General features: G+C 65.6%; 14 protein-coding genes. 11 read left to right on the forward strand and 3 right to left on the reverse strand.

Annotated elements, in window-relative coordinates; all coding sequences use genetic code 11:
* Nucleotides 1–80: 80 nt before the first annotated feature.
* Nucleotides 81–1,046: a malate dehydrogenase gene (gene mdh, locus FQV39_RS25435; RefSeq protein ID WP_149132827.1), complete on the forward strand. Its 966-nt coding sequence runs from the start codon at nucleotides 81–83 to the stop codon at nucleotides 1,044–1,046.
* Nucleotides 1,047–1,108: 62 nt separating this feature from the next.
* Here the strand turns inward: mdh and FQV39_RS25440 are convergent, their stop codons facing one another.
* Nucleotides 1,109–1,747 carry a 2OG-Fe(II) oxygenase family protein gene (locus FQV39_RS25440; RefSeq protein WP_149132828.1) on the reverse strand — a complete coding sequence of 213 codons (639 nt, stop codon included), beginning with the start codon at nucleotides 1,745–1,747 and terminating at the stop codon, nucleotides 1,109–1,111.
* 176 nt (nucleotides 1,748–1,923) lie between these two features.
* Between FQV39_RS25440 and sucC the strand changes: the two genes are divergently transcribed.
* The 7 genes from sucC (at nucleotide 1,924) to FQV39_RS25475 (ending at nucleotide 10,000) form a co-directional block, all read left to right on the forward strand.
* Nucleotides 1,924–3,120: an ADP-forming succinate--CoA ligase subunit beta gene (gene sucC, locus FQV39_RS25445; RefSeq protein WP_149132829.1), complete on the forward strand. Its 1,197-nt coding sequence runs from the start codon at nucleotides 1,924–1,926 to the stop codon at nucleotides 3,118–3,120.
* Nucleotides 3,121–3,129: 9 nt separating this feature from the next.
* Nucleotides 3,130–4,014, forward strand: coding sequence for a succinate--CoA ligase subunit alpha (gene sucD, locus FQV39_RS25450; RefSeq protein WP_149132830.1), 885 nt, complete (start codon nucleotides 3,130–3,132; stop codon nucleotides 4,012–4,014).
* A gap of 179 nt (nucleotides 4,015–4,193) precedes the next feature.
* On the forward strand, nucleotides 4,194–7,151 hold the full coding sequence (locus tag FQV39_RS25455) for a 2-oxoglutarate dehydrogenase E1 component (RefSeq protein ID WP_149132831.1): 2,958 nt from the start codon (nucleotides 4,194–4,196) through the stop codon (nucleotides 7,149–7,151).
* A gap of 12 nt (nucleotides 7,152–7,163) precedes the next feature.
* The gene (locus FQV39_RS25460) at nucleotides 7,164–7,490 is read left to right on the forward strand and encodes a YciI family protein (RefSeq protein ID WP_149132832.1); all 327 of its coding nucleotides are present in this window, start codon (nucleotides 7,164–7,166) and stop codon (nucleotides 7,488–7,490) included.
* 32 nt (nucleotides 7,491–7,522) lie between these two features.
* Nucleotides 7,523–8,758, forward strand: coding sequence for a 2-oxoglutarate dehydrogenase complex dihydrolipoyllysine-residue succinyltransferase (gene odhB, locus FQV39_RS25465; protein WP_149132833.1), 1,236 nt, complete (start codon nucleotides 7,523–7,525; stop codon nucleotides 8,756–8,758).
* A 40-nt stretch (nucleotides 8,759–8,798) separates the two neighbouring features.
* Nucleotides 8,799–9,224, forward strand: coding sequence for a VOC family protein (locus tag FQV39_RS25470; protein ID WP_149132834.1), 426 nt, complete (start codon nucleotides 8,799–8,801; stop codon nucleotides 9,222–9,224).
* Nucleotides 9,225–9,595: 371 nt separating this feature from the next.
* Nucleotides 9,596–10,000, forward strand: coding sequence for an MAPEG family protein (locus tag FQV39_RS25475; protein ID WP_149132835.1), 405 nt, complete (start codon nucleotides 9,596–9,598; stop codon nucleotides 9,998–10,000).
* Between the two features lie 46 nt (nucleotides 10,001–10,046).
* On the opposite strand, the gene FQV39_RS25480 is transcribed toward FQV39_RS25475, so the two are convergent.
* Complete coding sequence (locus FQV39_RS25480; protein WP_149132836.1) at nucleotides 10,047–11,708, reverse strand: L-lactate permease; 1,662 nt, start codon at nucleotides 11,706–11,708, stop codon at nucleotides 10,047–10,049.
* A gap of 226 nt (nucleotides 11,709–11,934) precedes the next feature.
* Here FQV39_RS25480 and lpdA point away from each other — a divergent pair, with 226 nt between their 5' ends.
* The 3 genes from lpdA to FQV39_RS25495 all read left to right on the forward strand — a co-directional run bounded on the left by lpdA (nucleotide 11,935) and on the right by FQV39_RS25495 (nucleotide 14,150).
* Nucleotides 11,935–13,335 (forward strand): dihydrolipoyl dehydrogenase, encoded by a 1,401-nt coding sequence (lpdA, locus tag FQV39_RS25485; RefSeq protein ID WP_149132837.1) that lies wholly within the window; start codon nucleotides 11,935–11,937, stop codon nucleotides 13,333–13,335.
* A gap of 177 nt (nucleotides 13,336–13,512) precedes the next feature.
* On the forward strand, nucleotides 13,513–13,809 hold the full coding sequence (locus FQV39_RS25490; RefSeq protein WP_149132838.1) for a nucleotidyltransferase family protein: 297 nt from the start codon (nucleotides 13,513–13,515) through the stop codon (nucleotides 13,807–13,809).
* Entirely contained in the window at nucleotides 13,809–14,150 is a 342-nt protein-coding gene (locus tag FQV39_RS25495; protein WP_149132839.1) for a HepT-like ribonuclease domain-containing protein, read from the forward strand. The genes FQV39_RS25490 and FQV39_RS25495 overlap by 1 nt, the downstream gene beginning before the upstream one ends.
* A 24-nt stretch (nucleotides 14,151–14,174) precedes the next feature.
* Here FQV39_RS25495 and folD read toward each other — a convergent pair whose 3' ends face one another.
* Nucleotides 14,175–15,035, reverse strand: a complete 861-nt coding sequence (folD, locus tag FQV39_RS25500; RefSeq protein ID WP_149132840.1) for a bifunctional methylenetetrahydrofolate dehydrogenase/methenyltetrahydrofolate cyclohydrolase FolD — start codon at nucleotides 15,033–15,035, stop codon at nucleotides 14,175–14,177.
* Nucleotides 15,036–15,149: the final 114 nt, after the last annotated feature.

The following is a 15,149-nucleotide window of genomic DNA, read 5'->3' on the forward strand; positions in this document are numbered from 1 at the left end:
CGCAGAGCCAAGGCATTTTGAATCCCGAAGCCGGCAACTGCCGGTGTCGATGGTAGCGCCAGAAACAAAAGGACTAGGCAATGGCCCGTAAGAAGATCGCCCTCATCGGCTCCGGCCAGATCGGTGGCACGCTCGCCCACCTCGCCGGCCTCAAGGAACTGGGGGACGTCGTCCTGTTCGACATCGCCGAGGGCATCCCGCAGGGCAAGGGCCTCGACATCGCCGAGTCCGCTCCGGTCGACGGCTTCGACGCCGGCTACAAGGGCACGAACACCTATGAGGACATCAAGGGCGCCGACGTCGTGATCGTCACCGCCGGCGTGCCGCGCAAGCCCGGCATGAGCCGCGACGACCTGATCGGCATCAACCTGAAGGTGATGAAGTCGGTCGGCGAGGGCATCAAGCAGTATGCGCCGAAGGCCTTCGTGATCTGCATCACCAACCCGCTCGACGCCATGGTCTGGGCGCTCCAGAAATTCTCGGGCATCAAGCCGAACATGATCTGCGGCATGGCCGGCGTGCTCGACTCCGCCCGCTTCCGCCATTTCCTCGCCGAGGAGTTCCAGGTTTCGGTCAAGGACGTCTCGGCCTTCGTGCTCGGCGGCCATGGCGACGACATGGTACCGCTGGTCCGCTACTCGGGCGTCGCCGGCGTCCCGCTGCCGGACCTCGTCAAGATGAAGTGGACGACGCAGGAGAAGCTGGACGCCATCGTCGAGCGCACCCGCAAGGGCGGCGGCGAGATCGTCAACCTGCTCAAGACCGGCTCGGCCTTCTACGCGCCGGCTGCTTCCGCCATCGCGATGGCGGAGAGCTACCTCAAGGACCAGAAGCGCGTCCTGCCGGCCGCGGCCTATCTCAAGGGCCAGTACGGCGTGAAGGACATGTTCGTCGGCGTGCCGGTGGTGATCGGCGCCAAGGGCGTCGAGCGGGTCGTGAAGATCCGCCTCAATGGCGCCGAGAAGGAGATGCTGGCGAAGTCGGTCGCCTCGGTGCAGGGCCTCGTCGACGCCTGCAAGGGCGTCGACGCATCGCTGGCCGGCTAAGGCGAGCGATGCGCCGGGCGCAGGCACATAAGCAGCAGGTTATCGGGGGACAGCTGCGGCCGTCACCCGAGATGCAGCACCTTCTTGACAAGGTGGGTGAAGGAGCCGCGGCTCTTCTTGCGCTCGACGTCGGCCTGGCTTCTGAGCCAGGTCATCTGGACGACGCGCCGCTCGCCGACGAAGGATGTGTGCCCGTGCCAGGAGTTGTCCGCGCGACGGAACGCGAAGAGCGAGCCGGTGACCGGGCTGATCTCCTCCTTCATGTTCTCGAAGTCGGTGCCGTTGTAGAGCACCCGCAGGCGTCCGGCGGGCGAGTCCTGCCAGGCGTCGTTGAGATAGACGAGCAGGGTCGCGATCTTCGACTCGCTGTCGGTATGGATGCGTCCATCCTTCGCGGCGGAGAGCTTGCGGATCGTGATCATCTTCGGCTTGTCGACGAGGTCGATGTCGAGCTTTTCGGAGACGATCTCGGACATCTCGCGGCCCTTCATCTCCTCAAGGAGTTTCGCGAAGGCGCCATGCCGGTCGAGGTCTTCCTCGGGGTGGTAGCCCGACTCGCGAATGTTGGGGAAATCGCTGCGCAAGTTGTCGACAGCCCCCGGCAAGATGACGTTGCTGGCCACCAAGTAGTTGTAGGGTTCTCGCTCGGTCCGCGCGGAGCGAACGGAATCGATGTTGATGCAGGAATACGACATCGGCATAGGTTGATCCTCCAATCAGATCTTCAGTCTGATTGTTCCGTCCTATCATCGAAATCCTCGGCCACGCAATCGGCCGCGAGGGCCGCTCGCGCCGGGGTTTCGCCGTCTTCGACCAGCTGGGGTACGGTGCCCGGTTCCGGCCCCTCTTTTTCCAAAGCCCAGTCAGGAGCTACCGGATGAACATCCACGAATACCAGGGCAAAGCCATTCTCAAGGAATTCGGCGCGCCCGTTTCGGCCGGCTTCCCGGCACTGTCGGTGACGGAGGCGGTCGAGGCCGCCAAGAAGCTGCCGGGTCCGCTTTACGTCGTGAAGTCGCAGATCCACGCCGGTGGCCGCGGCAAGGGCAAGTTCAAGGAACTGCCCGCCGATGCCAAGGGCGGCGTGCGCCTTGCCAAATCGGTCGAGGAGGTCGAGGCCTTCGCCAAGGAGATGCTCGGCAACACCCTCGTCACCGTGCAGACCGGCCCGGCCGGCAAGCAGGTGAACCGCCTCTATATCGAGGACGGCTCGGACATCGAGAAGGAGTTCTACCTCTCGGCGCTGGTCGACCGTGAGACCTCGCGCATCGCCTTCGTCGTCTCGACCGAGGGTGGCATGGACATCGAGGCTGTCGCCCACGACACGCCCGAGAAGATCCTGACCTTCTCTGTCGATCCCGCCACCGGCATCATGCCGCATCACGGCCGCACCGTCGCAAAGGCGCTGGAGCTGACCGGCGACCTCGCCAAGCAGGCCGGCACGGTTCTGACCCAGATCTACAACGCCTTCGTCGCCAAGGACATGGCGATGCTCGAGATCAACCCGCTGATCGTGACCAAGCAGGGCCAGATCAAGTGCCTCGACGCGAAGGTGAATTTCGATTCCAACTCGCTCTACCGCCACCCGGACGTCGTCGCCCTGCGCGACGAGACCGAGGAGGACGCCAAGGAGATCGAGGCTTCGAAGTATGACCTCGCCTATATCGCGCTCGACGGCACGATCGGCTGCATGGTCAACGGTGCCGGCCTCGCCATGGCGACGCTCGACATCATCCAGCTATACGGTGAATCGCCGGCGAACTTCCTGGACGTCGGCGGCGGCGCCTCCGAGGAGAAGGTGACGGCGGCGTTCAAGATCATCACCGCCGACCCGAAGGTGAAGGGCATCCTCGTCAACATCTTCGGCGGCATCATGAAGTGCGACGTCATTGCCCGCGGCGTGCTCGCGGCGGTGAAGGCCGTCGGCCTTCAGGTTCCGCTGGTCGTTCGCCTCGAAGGCACGAATGTCGAGGAAGGCAAGCAGATCATCCGCGAATCCGGCCTCAACGTCATCCCCGCCGACGACCTCGACGATGCGGCGCAGAAGATCGTCGCCGCGGTCAAGAAGGCCTGAGGAGCAGACATGTCCATCCTGATCGACAAGAACACCAAGGTCATCTGCCAGGGCTTCACCGGCAAGAACGGCACCTTCCACTCCGAGCAGGCGATCGCCTATGGCACGCAGATGGTCGGCGGCACCTCGCCGGGGAAGGGCGGCTCGGTTCATCTCGGCCTGCCCGTCTTCGACACGGTCGCCGAAGCCAAGGAGCAGACCGGCGCCACCGCTTCGGTCGTCTATGTGCCGCCTCCGGGCGCCGCGGACGCGATCTGCGAGGCGATCGATGCCGAGATTCCGCTCGTCATCTGCATCACCGAGGGCATCCCGGTGCTCGACATGGTGCGCGTCAAGCGCTCGCTGATCGGCTCCAAGACGCGGCTGATCGGGCCGAACTGCCCGGGCGTCGTCACGGCCGGCGAGTCGAAGATCGGCATCATGCCGGCGAACATCTTCAAGCCCGGCTCGGTCGGCATCGTCTCGCGGTCAGGCACGCTGACCTATGAGGCGGTGTTCCAGACCACGAACGAGGGCCTCGGCCAGACGACCGCCGTCGGCATCGGCGGCGACCCGGTCAAGGGCACCGAGTTCATCGACATGCTCGAGATGTTCCTCGCCGACGACAAGACCCACTCGATCGTGATGATCGGCGAGATCGGCGGCTCGGCCGAGGAGGACGCGGCGCAGTTCATCAAGGACGAGGCCAAGCGCGGGCGCAAGAAGCCGATGGTCGGCTTCATCGCCGGCCGCACGGCGCCTCCGGGCCGCCGCATGGGCCATGCCGGCGCGATCATCTCGGGCGGCAAGGGCGGCGCCGAGGACAAGATCGCGGCGATGGAAGCGGCCGGCATCCGGGTTTCGCCCTCGCCGGCGCGCCTTGGAAAGACCTTGGTCGAGGTGTTGAAGGGCTGAAGGCGGCCGGGGCGCCGGAGCACGTCATGGTCGGGCTCGACCCGACCATCTCGTCCCGGCGGCCGTGACGCCCGAATGACAAGAGATGCTCGGGTCAAGCCCGAGCATGACGGCAGACTGAAGGAGGCCCGGGCAAGGGTCCGGGCCTATCGCAAGCGGTGAAGGAAGGCAGGAGCATCATGGCTCGCCAGGATATCAACGAGGCTCTCGCGCAGACCGGGTTCCTCTACGGCGGCAACGCGGCTTACATCGAGGATCTCTACGCCCGCTACGAGGCCGACCCGAAGTCGGTCGACGAGCAGTGGCAGAGCTTCTTCGGGGCGCTGCAGGACGACAAGCAGTCGGTGCTGGAGAACGCCAAGGGCGCCTCCTGGAAGAAGCCGAACTGGCCGGTCGCCGCCAATGGCGAGCTGATCTCGGCGCTCGACGGCAACTGGGCCGTGGTCGAGAAGGTCGTCTCCGACAAGCTCGGTGCCAAGGCCAAGGCCGCCGGCACGACGCTCTCTCCCGCCGATGTCCAGCAGGCGACGCGCGATTCCGTGCGCGCGATCATGCTGATCCGCGCCTACCGCATGCGCGGCCATCTCCATGCCAAGCTCGACCCGCTCGGCATCGAGAGCCGCAACGATCCCGAGGAGCTGTCGCCGGCCGCCTTCGGCTTCGGCGAGGCCGATCTCGACCGCAAGATCTTCATCGACAACGTGCTCGGCATGGAGTTCGCCACCATCCGCGAGATGGTCGCGGTGCTGCAGCGGACCTATTGCGGCACGGTCGGCATCGAGTTCATGCACATCTCCGACCCCGAGCAGAAGGCCTGGCTGCAGGAGCGCATCGAGGGGCCGGACAAGGAGATCGCCTTCACCAAGGAAGGCAAGAAGGCGATCCTCAACAAGTTGGTCGAGACCGAGGGCTTCGAGAAGTTCCTTGACCTGAAATTCACCGGCACCAAGCGCTTCGGCCTCGACGGCGGTGAATCGCTGGTTCCGGCACTGGAGCAGATCATCAAGCGCGGCGGCTCGCTCGGCGTGCGCGACATCGTCTTCGGCATGGCCCATCGCGGCCGCCTCAACGTGCTGACCCAGGTGCTCGGCAAGCCGCACCGCGCGCTGTTCCACGAATTCAAGGGCGGTTCCTTCGCCCCAGACGATGTCGAGGGTTCGGGCGACGTGAAGTACCATCTCGGTGCTTCGTCCGACCGCGAGTTTGACGGCAACAACGTCCACGTTTCGCTGACCGCCAACCCATCGCATCTAGAGATCGTCGACCCCGTCGTGCTCGGCAAGGTGCGCGCCAAGCAGGACCAGTTCGGCGACATCGTCGAGCGCTCGAAGGTGTTGCCGCTGCTGATCCACGGTGACGCGGCCTTCGCCGGCCAGGGCGTGGTGGCGGAGTGCCTCGGCCTTTCCGGGCTGAAGGGCCACCGCACCGGCGGTTCGCTGCACTTCATCATCAACAACCAGATCGGCTTCACCACCTATCCGCGCTATTCGCGCTCTTCGCCCTATCCGTCCGACGTGGCGAAGATGGTCGAGGCGCCGGTCTTCCATGTGAACGGCGACGATCCGGAGGCGGTCGTGTTCGCCGCCAAGGTCGCGATCGAGTTCCGGCAGAAGTTCCACAAGCCGGTCGTGATCGACATGTTCTGCTATCGCCGCTTCGGCCATAACGAAGGCGACGAGCCGGGCTTCACCCAGCCGCTGATGTACCGCAAGATCCGCGGCCACAAGACGACGCTGGAGCTCTATGGCGCCAAGCTCGAGGGCGAGGGCGTGATCAACGCTGGCGAGCTCGACGAGATGCGCGCGGCCTGGAAGGCGCGGCTCGAGGTCGAGTTCGACGCAGGCCAGGCTTTCAAGCCGAACAAGGCGGACTGGCTCGACGGCCGCTGGGCCGGCATGAAGGCGATCCGCGCCGACGAGGACGATCCGCGCCGTGGCGCCACCGGCGTGCCGGCTGAGACGTTGAAGGAGATCACCGAGAAGATCACCGCAGTTCCGGCCGGCTTCAACGTGCACCGCACGATCCAGCGCTTCCTCGACAACCGCAAGAAGGCGGTCGAGAGCGGCGAGGGTATCGATTGGGCAACCGCGGAGGCGCTGGCTTTCGGTTCGCTGCTGCTCGACGGCAACCCGGTCCGCCTCTCCGGCCAGGATTGCGAGCGCGGCACCTTCTCGCAGCGCCACTCCGTCCTGATCGACCAGGAGACGGAGGCGCGCCACACCTCGCTGAACAATATCCGCGAGGACCAGTCCCGCTACGAGGTCATCAACTCGATGCTCTCGGAAGAGGCGGTGCTCGGCTTCGAATATGGCTACTCGCTGTCGGAGCCGAACGCGCTGACGATGTGGGAGGCGCAGTTCGGCGACTTCGCCAACGGTGCGCAGGTCGTGTTCGACCAGTTCATCTCCTCGGGCGAGCGCAAGTGGCTGCGCATGTCCGGCCTCGTCTGCCTGCTGCCGCATGGCTATGAGGGCCAGGGTCCGGAGCACTCCTCGGCCCGCCTCGAGCGCTTCCTGCAGATGTGCGCCGAGGACAATATGCAGGTGGCGAACTGCTCGACGCCGGCGAGCTACTTCCACATCCTGCGCCGGCAGCTGAAGCGCGACTTCCGCAAGCCGCTGATCCTGATGACGCCGAAGTCGCTGCTGCGCCACAAGCGCTGCGTCTCCGACCTCAGCGAGCTGGCCGAGGGCTCGACCTTCCACCGCGTGCTGCATGATGATGCCGAGCGCGGCAAGTCGACCACCAAGCTCGTCAAGGACGCGAAGATCCGTCGCGTCGTGCTCTGCACCGGCAAGGTCTATTACGATCTGCTCGAGGAGCGCGAGAAGCGCGGCGTCGACGACGTCTATCTGATGCGCGTCGAGCAGCTCTATCCGTTCCCGCTGAAGACGCTGGCGCAGGAACTCGCGCGCTTCAAGGCCGCCGATGTGGTGTGGTGCCAGGAGGAGCCGAAGAACATGGGCTCCTGGACCTTCGTCGAGCCCTATCTCGAATGGGTGCTGGGCCATGCCGGCTCGAAGCCGAAGCGGCCGCGCTATGTCGGCCGCCCGGCCTCGGCCGCGACCGCGACCGGCCTGATGTCGAAGCACAGCGCGCAGCTCAACGCCTTCCTCGACGAGGCCTTCGCGGCTTGAGGGAGCGCGCCCGTGCCCTATTTCTTCTGCAGGTTGCTGCCGCCCCGGCCGGGCTTCCCGGGCGATGCCTCGGCCGAGGAGCTGCGCCTGATGCAGGAGCACGGCACCTATTGGCGTGAGCAGGCCGCGCGGGGCATCGCCATCGCCTTCGGGCCGGTGCTCGATCCTGCCGGAGCCTGGGGGCTTGGCGTCGCCGAGGCGAGCGGCGAAGATGAGATCAGAATGCTGACGGAAGGCGACCCGGTGATCCGCGCCGGGCTCGGCTTCCGTTTCGAAATCCACCCGATGCCGTCGCTGATCCTGCGCGACGCGCAAAGCTCCGCGCGAAACAGCGCTTGAATCAGAGAGAGGCCCGGAAGGGACTGAGGACAATGGCCACCGAAATCCGCGTACCAACACTCGGCGAATCCGTCTCGGAAGCGACGATCGGCAAGTGGTTCAAGAAGCCGGGCGAGGCGGTGAAGGCCGACGAGCCTCTCGTCGAGCTGGAAACCGACAAGGTGACGCTGGAGGTCAACGCCCCGGCCGCCGGCGTGCTCGGCGAGATCGTCGCCAAGGAAGGCGAGACGGTCGGCGTCAACGCGCTGCTCGGCTCGATCGCCGATGGCGGCGTGGCCGCCGCTGCGGTGCCTGCGCCGAAGGCGGAGGCCAAGCCAGCCGCCGCTGCGCCGGCTCCGGCCGCCGAGGCTCCGAAGGCGGCTGCGACCAAGGCCGCCGATTCCGGCCCGGCCGTGGCGCGTCTCGCCGCCGAGAGCGGCATCGACGCCTCCTCGGTCCCGGCTTCGGGCAAGGACGGCCGCGTGACCAAGGGTGACATGCTTGCCGCGATCGCGACCGGCGGCATCGTCGCTCCGGCCGCTCAGCCGGCTCCGGTCCAGCTCCGCGCCCCCTCGGCGCCGGACGATGCGTCGCGCGAAGAGCGCGTCAAGATGACGAAGCTGCGCCAGACCATCGCGCGCCGCCTCAAGGAAGCCCAGTCCAACGCCGCGATGCTGACGACCTTCAACGAGGTCGACATGACCAACGTCATGGCGCTGCGCAACCAGTACAAGGACGTGTTCGAGAAGAAGCACGGCGTGAAGCTCGGCTTCATGGGCTTCTTCGTGAAGGCCTGCGTCCAGGCGCTGAAGGAAATTCCGGCGGTCAACGCCGAGATCGACGGCACCGACATCATCTACAAGAACTACTACCACATCGGCGTCGCCGTCGGCACCGAGAAGGGCCTGGTGGTTCCGGTGGTGCGCGATGCGGACGCGCTTTCGATCGCCGGCGTCGAGAAGAAGATCGGCGAGTTCGGCAAGAAGGCCCGTGACGGCCAGCTCAAGATTGAGGAGATGCAGGGCGGCACCTTCACGATCTCGAATGGCGGCGTCTACGGCTCGCTGATGTCGACCCCGATCCTGAACGCGCCGCAGTCGGCGATCCTGGGCATGCACAAGATCCAGGAGCGTCCGGTCGTCGTCGGCGGCAAGATCGAGATCCGCCCGATGATGTATCTTGCGGTCAGCTACGACCACCGCATCATCGACGGCAAGGAAGCCGTGACCTTCCTCGTCCGCATCAAGGAAGGCCTTGAGGATCCGGCGCGCCTCGTGCTGGATCTCTGAGACAGCAAACCCGCGGCTGCGGGGCAGGAGGAGACAGGCCATGGCTTTTCAACCGAATGTCCCGCCGCTGCAGCCGCATCTCTGCGTCAAGGGCGGCAAGGCGGCGATCGCCTTCTATGAGAACGCGTTCGGCGCGACCTGCACTCGCATGCAGATGGCCGAGGATGGCGAGCGGGTGATGCACGCCAACCTCGCCCTCTTCGGCAGCGAGATCATGCTGCATGACGAGTTCCCGGAATTCGGCGGCCATGTCATGGCGCCGTCGAGCCTGAAGGGCACGGGCGTCGCCATCAACATCAACCTGGCTGCGCCGGCCGATGTCGACGCTTCCCTCGCGAAGGCCGAGGCCGCCGGCGCCGACGTCTTCATGCCGGCGAGCGACGTCTTCTGGGGCGCCCGCTATGGCCGCCTGCGCGATCCCTTCGGCCATGTCTGGGCTTTCAACGCGCCGTTGGCGCAGGGGTAGAGGCATTCCGCACTTAGGTTGAACCGCCACGCCGGTCATGCGCGCGCTTCCCCTCCCCCTTGTGGGGAGGGGAGAGGGGTTGGGGGTGGTGCCGCTTGGTGATCGGCGGCAGATCAATGCCGTGGCAGCAGCGCCGAAACCACCTCCCCGTCGATCGCCCCTGCTTTTCGACCCCCACCCCATCCCCTCCCCACAAGGGGGAGGGGAGTCGCGCGCTATCATCTCGATCGATCATCGCGCGCCCGCTACGGACGGCTGCGCGACCCCTTCGGCCATGTCTGGGCTTTCAACGCGCCGTTGTGAGCGCCCCGAACGGATTGGCCTGGGCTGAACAAGCTGTCACTCTCCTCCTCCCCAGGCTGGAGTGAGCCATGACCGCATTGCCTATGACGACCGAAATCACCGTTCTCGGCTGGAGCGTGCTGCTCCTGCTTGTCCAGATCGTCCTGCAGGCCGGCACCGCGGCTGACCTCGGACCGGGCTATCTTTTCAGCCCGCGCGACGAGCCGCGCGAACCGCAGAACATCGCCTCGCGGCGGCTCAAGCGGGCGCTCGACAATCTGCTCGAAACCTATCCGGCCTTCGTCGCGCTGGCGCTAGCGCTCACGATCACCGGCAAGGCCGGTGGCAGCGCTGCGACGGGCGCCTGGATCTACCTCGCCGCGCGGGTTGTGTATGTCGCGCTCTATGCAGCAGGCGTCCCGGTGCTTCGCACCCTCGTCTGGACGGCTTCGTTCGTTGGCCTCGCGATGATGCTCTATCGCCTGCTGAGCTGAGCCGAGAGCGTGCGGCGGCGCGGGCCGCCGCACCTCGGAGCCGCACTTATTTTACCACCATCGCCGAGAAGGGATGGACATAGGCCTGCAGCATCACGAGGCCGCCGACCAGGCTCGCCAGCACGATCGAGTGCCAGAAGACGAAGCGCAGGATCACGCCCTCATGGCCGAACCAGCCGGTCGCCGTCGAAGCGACGACGATCGACTGGGCATCGATCATCTTGCCCATCACGCCGCCGGAGGAGTTCGCTGCGCCCATCAGGATCGGCGAGAGGCCGAGCTGTTCCGAGGTGACCTTCTGCAGATTGCCGAAGAGCACGTTCGAGGCCGTGTCAGATCCCGTCAGCGCGACGCCCAACCAGCCGAGCAGTGTGCCGAAGAAGGGATAGAGCACCCCCGTTCCGGCGAAGGCGAGGCCGAGCGTGGCGTCGATGCCCGAAAGCCGGGTCAGCGTGCCGATCGCCAGCATCGCAGCGATGGTGATCAGCGAATAGGCGCAGAGTTTCAGCGTCCTGCCGTAGACCTGCGCCATCTTGAACGGGCCGAAGCCCATGGCGAAGCCGGAGATGATCGCCGCGATCAGCATGCCCGAGCCGGTATAGGAGAGCCAGGTGAAGGAGAAGATGGCTCCTTCCGGCGTCGGCTTCGCCGCGACGGGCGCGACCTTGTTGATCATGTTGTGCAGATCGGGAACGGGATAGTTCCAGGTCGCCCAGGGGTTGACCAGGTTCTTGAACCAGCCCGTGCCCCAGATCAGCAGGATGATGCAGACGATGATCCAGGGCGTCAGCGCCATCCAGACCTGCGACGAGCTTGGCCTGGTCGTGGCGGCGGGCTGTGTCAGGCTGCCGTCGTCGGAAACGTCGTGGCCGCGCAGTTTGGGTGAGGTCCAGACCTCTCTTGGCTTCCAGATCTGCAGGAAGCCGATCAGGCAGGCCATCGAGATGAGCGAGGCGCCGATATCGACGATCCAGGGATTGATGAAGTTCGAGATCAGGAATTGCGGCACGGCGAAGGAAACGCCGGTGACGAGGACCGCCGGCCAGATCTGCAGCATGCCGCGCCAGCCGGCGAAGACACAGATCAGCCAGAACGGCACCAGCACGGAGAAGAAAGGCAATTGCCGCCCGACCATGGCGCCGAGCAGGAACGGATCGATACCGGTGACCTGGCTCAGACCCTGGATCGGCGTGCCGAGCGCGCCATAGGCGACGGGCGCCGTGTTGGCGATGAGCGAGAGGCCCGAGGCCGCCAGCGGCGAGAAGCCCAGCCCGATCAGGATCGCACCGGTGACTGCGACCGGTGTACCGAAGCCAGATGCGCCTTCGAAGAAGGCGCCGAAGGCGAAGGCGATCAGCAGGAGCTGGATGCGCCGGTCGTCGGTGACGCTGCCGATCGTGGTCTGCAGGATCCTGAAGGCGCCTTTCTCGACCGTCAGCCGGTAGAGGAAGATGACGTTGAGCACGATCCAGCCGATCGGGAAGAAGCCGGTGACGGCGCCGAGCACCGTGGCGCGCAGGGACATCCCGGCCGGCATGGTGAAGATGAAGATCGCGACCAGATTGGCGACGATGAGCGCGATGACGGCAGCGATATGCGCCTTGACGGCGTTGGATGCGATGAGACCGAGCAGAACGACGACGGGTAGCGCGGCTGCGAGCGTCGACAGAACGCTGTTGCCGAATGGATCATAAACCTGATTCCACATGACGGCGTGCCCCTCCAGCGGGCTGATCTGCAGAGAGTTTCAGCGAATGGCGTTTCGTCCTTTTCTTGTGTTGGCGCAGTAAGCGCCGCTCATTGAGTCGCAGCAAGCGCCACGGCATGCAGTCAACACAGGAATGGCGTAGCGCTTGGCGCAGAACCGATGTATGCCGGCCGCCATCCGCCGCGGCGTTCGCCCGCGGCCTTAAGCCGATCAGCGGAAGGACGTCATGGCCTACGATCTCGTCGTCATTGGAACCGGCCCCGGAGGCTATGTCTGCGCTATCCGGGCCGCCCAGCTCGGCTTGAAGGTCGCGGTGGTCGAGAAGCGCAAGACGCATGGCGGTACCTGCCTGAACGTCGGCTGCATTCCGTCCAAGGCGCTGCTGCACGCCTCCGAGATGTTCGAGGAAGCCGGCCACACCTTCGAGAAGCTCGGCGTCGTCGTCGGCAAGCCGAAGCTCGACCTCAAGGCGATGATGGCGCACAAGCAGGAGACCATCGACGCCAACGTCAATGGCGTCGCCTTCCTGTTCAAGAAGAACAAGATCGAGGCCTTCCACGGCACGGCTTCGATCCCGGCCGCCGGCAAGGTCGTCGTCACGGCCGAGGACGGCAAGATGCAGGAGCTGGAGGCGAAGAACATCGTCATCGCCACCGGCTCGGAATCGGCGCCGCTGCCGGGCGTCGAGATCGACGAGAAGACGGTCGTGACCTCGACCGGCGCGCTCGAGATCGGCGCGGTTCCGAAGGAGCTCATCGTGGTCGGCGCCGGCGTGATCGGCCTCGAGATCGGTTCGGTCTGGAGCCGGCTTGGCGCCAAGGTCACCGTCGTCGAGTTCCTCGACCGCATCCTGCCCGGCATGGACAGCGAGGTCGCCAAGCAATTCCAGCGCATCCTGGAGAAGCAGGGCTTCACCTTCCAGCTCGGCTCCAAGGTCACCAAGGTCGATGTGGCCAAGAAGGGCGGTGCGATCGTCACCGTCGCGCCCACCGCCGGTGGCGAGGCCCGGACGCTCAACGCCGACATCGTGCTGGTCGCGATCGGCCGTCGCCCGAACACCGATGGCCTCGGCCTCGACAAGGCCGGCGTCGCCACCGAGCGGGGCAGTGTCGTCATCGACGACCACTTCAAGACCAATGTCCCGGGCATTTACGCCATCGGCGACGTGGTGCGCGGGCCGATGCTGGCGCACAAGGCAGAGGACGAGGGCGTTGCGGTCGCCGAGATCATCGCCGGCAAGCATGGCCATGTGAACTATGACGCCATTCCGGGCATCGTCTACACGGCGCCGGAAGTCGCAGCGATCGGCAAGACCGAGGAGGAGCTGAAGGCAGCCGGTGTCGAGTACAAGGTCGGCAAGTTCCCGTTCACCGCGAACGGTCGCGCCCGCGCCATCCGCCACACCGACGGCTTCGTGAAGTTCCTCGCCGATGCCAAGACCGATCGCGTGCTCGGCTGCCACATCATCGGTCCGCATGCCGGCGACCTGATCGCCGAGGTCACGGTGCTGATGGAGTTCGGTGGCTCGGCCGAGGATCTCGCCCGGACCTGCCACGCGCATCCGACGCTGGCCGAGGCGGTCAAGGAAGCCGCGCTCGCGGTCGACAAGCGCCCGATCCATATGTGAGTGAGCCACAACGTCATTCTCGGGCGAAGCCTGGCTTCGACCCGGGAATCGCGTGACGGGACTGGGTATCTTCTCGTCCCAATACCGTCGGGTCGAATTCGACCATGCTGAACGCAATGATTGTTCCGGCTCGCTCCGCCTTTGGTCGCAAGGCGATCCGATGCTAGGATCGGTGCCATGACCCGTGACGAAGCCACCGCCGAGTTGGTCTGCCGTGCCAAGGTCTTGCGCGATCGTGGCGCACAGGCGGCATTCGTCTATGGGTCGACCGCTCGCGACGAGGCAAGAGAGGACAGCGACATCGACATTTTCATTGATGTCGATCCTGGCCGGAAATTCTCGCTGCTCGATCTCGTCGGAATGCAGCGCTACCTGACGGAGGAACTCGGTGTCGCCATCGATCTGACAACGCGATCGAGCCTGCATCCCAAGCTCCGGGCGCAGATCGAACGGGAAGCGATCCAAGTCTTCTGATGGCGCGTCGAAGCGATGTCGTCCTTGAGGAAATCCTCGACGCGATCGCGCTCATTGAACATGAGCTTGTCGGCCATACCCGAACATCGTTCGCGGCATCGCTTTTTCTGCAGCGGGGCACGGAGCGGTCGCTCGAAATCATTTCCGAAGCCGTGCGGCATCTTCCCGATGTCTTGCTCGCAATGCGGCCAGACATTGCCTGGAATGATGTCCGTGCGATCGGCAACAGGATCAGGCACGAGTATTGGCGCGTCGATCCAGCGCTGATCTGGTCAATCGTTGTCGACGACCTTCCGGCTCTCCGTGCCGCGGTCGAGGATCTACGGCGTGCCTGCCCGTGAGCGACGATCGCTGCGATTGAAGGGCTATCCCCGCCGGGCGTGGAAGGCCGTCAGCGTGTTCTTGAGCAGGCAGGCGATGGTCATCGGGCCGACGCCGCCCGGGACCGGGGTGATGGCGCCCGCGACCTTCGCGGCATCAGTGAAATCGACGTCGCCGGTGAGCTTGCCGTCGGGCAGGCGGTTGATGCCGACATCGATCACGGTCGCACCGGGCTTGATCCAATCGCCCTTGACCATGCGCGGGCGGCCGACGGCGGCGACGACGATGTCGGCACGGCGGACGACGCCAGGTAGATCGCGCGTGCGCGAATGGGCGATGGTGACGGTGCAGTCGGCCTGCAGCAGCAATTGCGCGACCGGGCGGCCGACCAATTCCGAGCGGCCGATCACTACCGCGTCGAGCCCCGACAGCGAGGGCAGGGCCTGCCTCAGCAGGAGCATGCAGCCAAGCGGCGTGCAAGGCACGAGGCCGTTCTTGCCGCCCGCGAGCAGGCCGGCATTGATCGGGTGAAGCCCATCGACATCCTTGGCGGGATCGATGGCGTCGATGACGCGGCCGGTGTCGATATGCTTCGGCAGCGGCAGCTGGACGAGGATGCCGTCGACGCTGTCGTCGGCGTTCAGCTCGGCCAGCTTGGCGAGGAGTTCCGCTTCGGTGGTCTCAGTCGGCAGCCGGTGGGCGACCGAGTTCATGCCGACTTCGACGGCGAGCTTTTCCTTCGAAGCGACATAGACCTTGCTCGCCGGGTCTTCGCCGACGAGGACGACATGCAGCCCCGGCACGACCCCGCGCGCGGCCTTGATCGCAGCGACCTCGCGGCCGATCTCGGCCCTGAGCGCGGCGGCGGCGGCCTTGCCGTCGATGATGCGGGCTTCTCCGGTCATGATCCGACCTCGTCCTTGGTGATCATGCCGCCCTCATGCGCGATCCGGCCGGCCCGGACAAGCCCGAATGCGGCGGCGGCATGCCCACAGGCGCCATCGGCGGGGGAGGAACGG

The sequence above is a fragment of the Bosea sp. F3-2 genome (assembly GCF_008253865.1).
GTDB lineage: Bacteria > Pseudomonadota > Alphaproteobacteria > Rhizobiales > Beijerinckiaceae > Allobosea.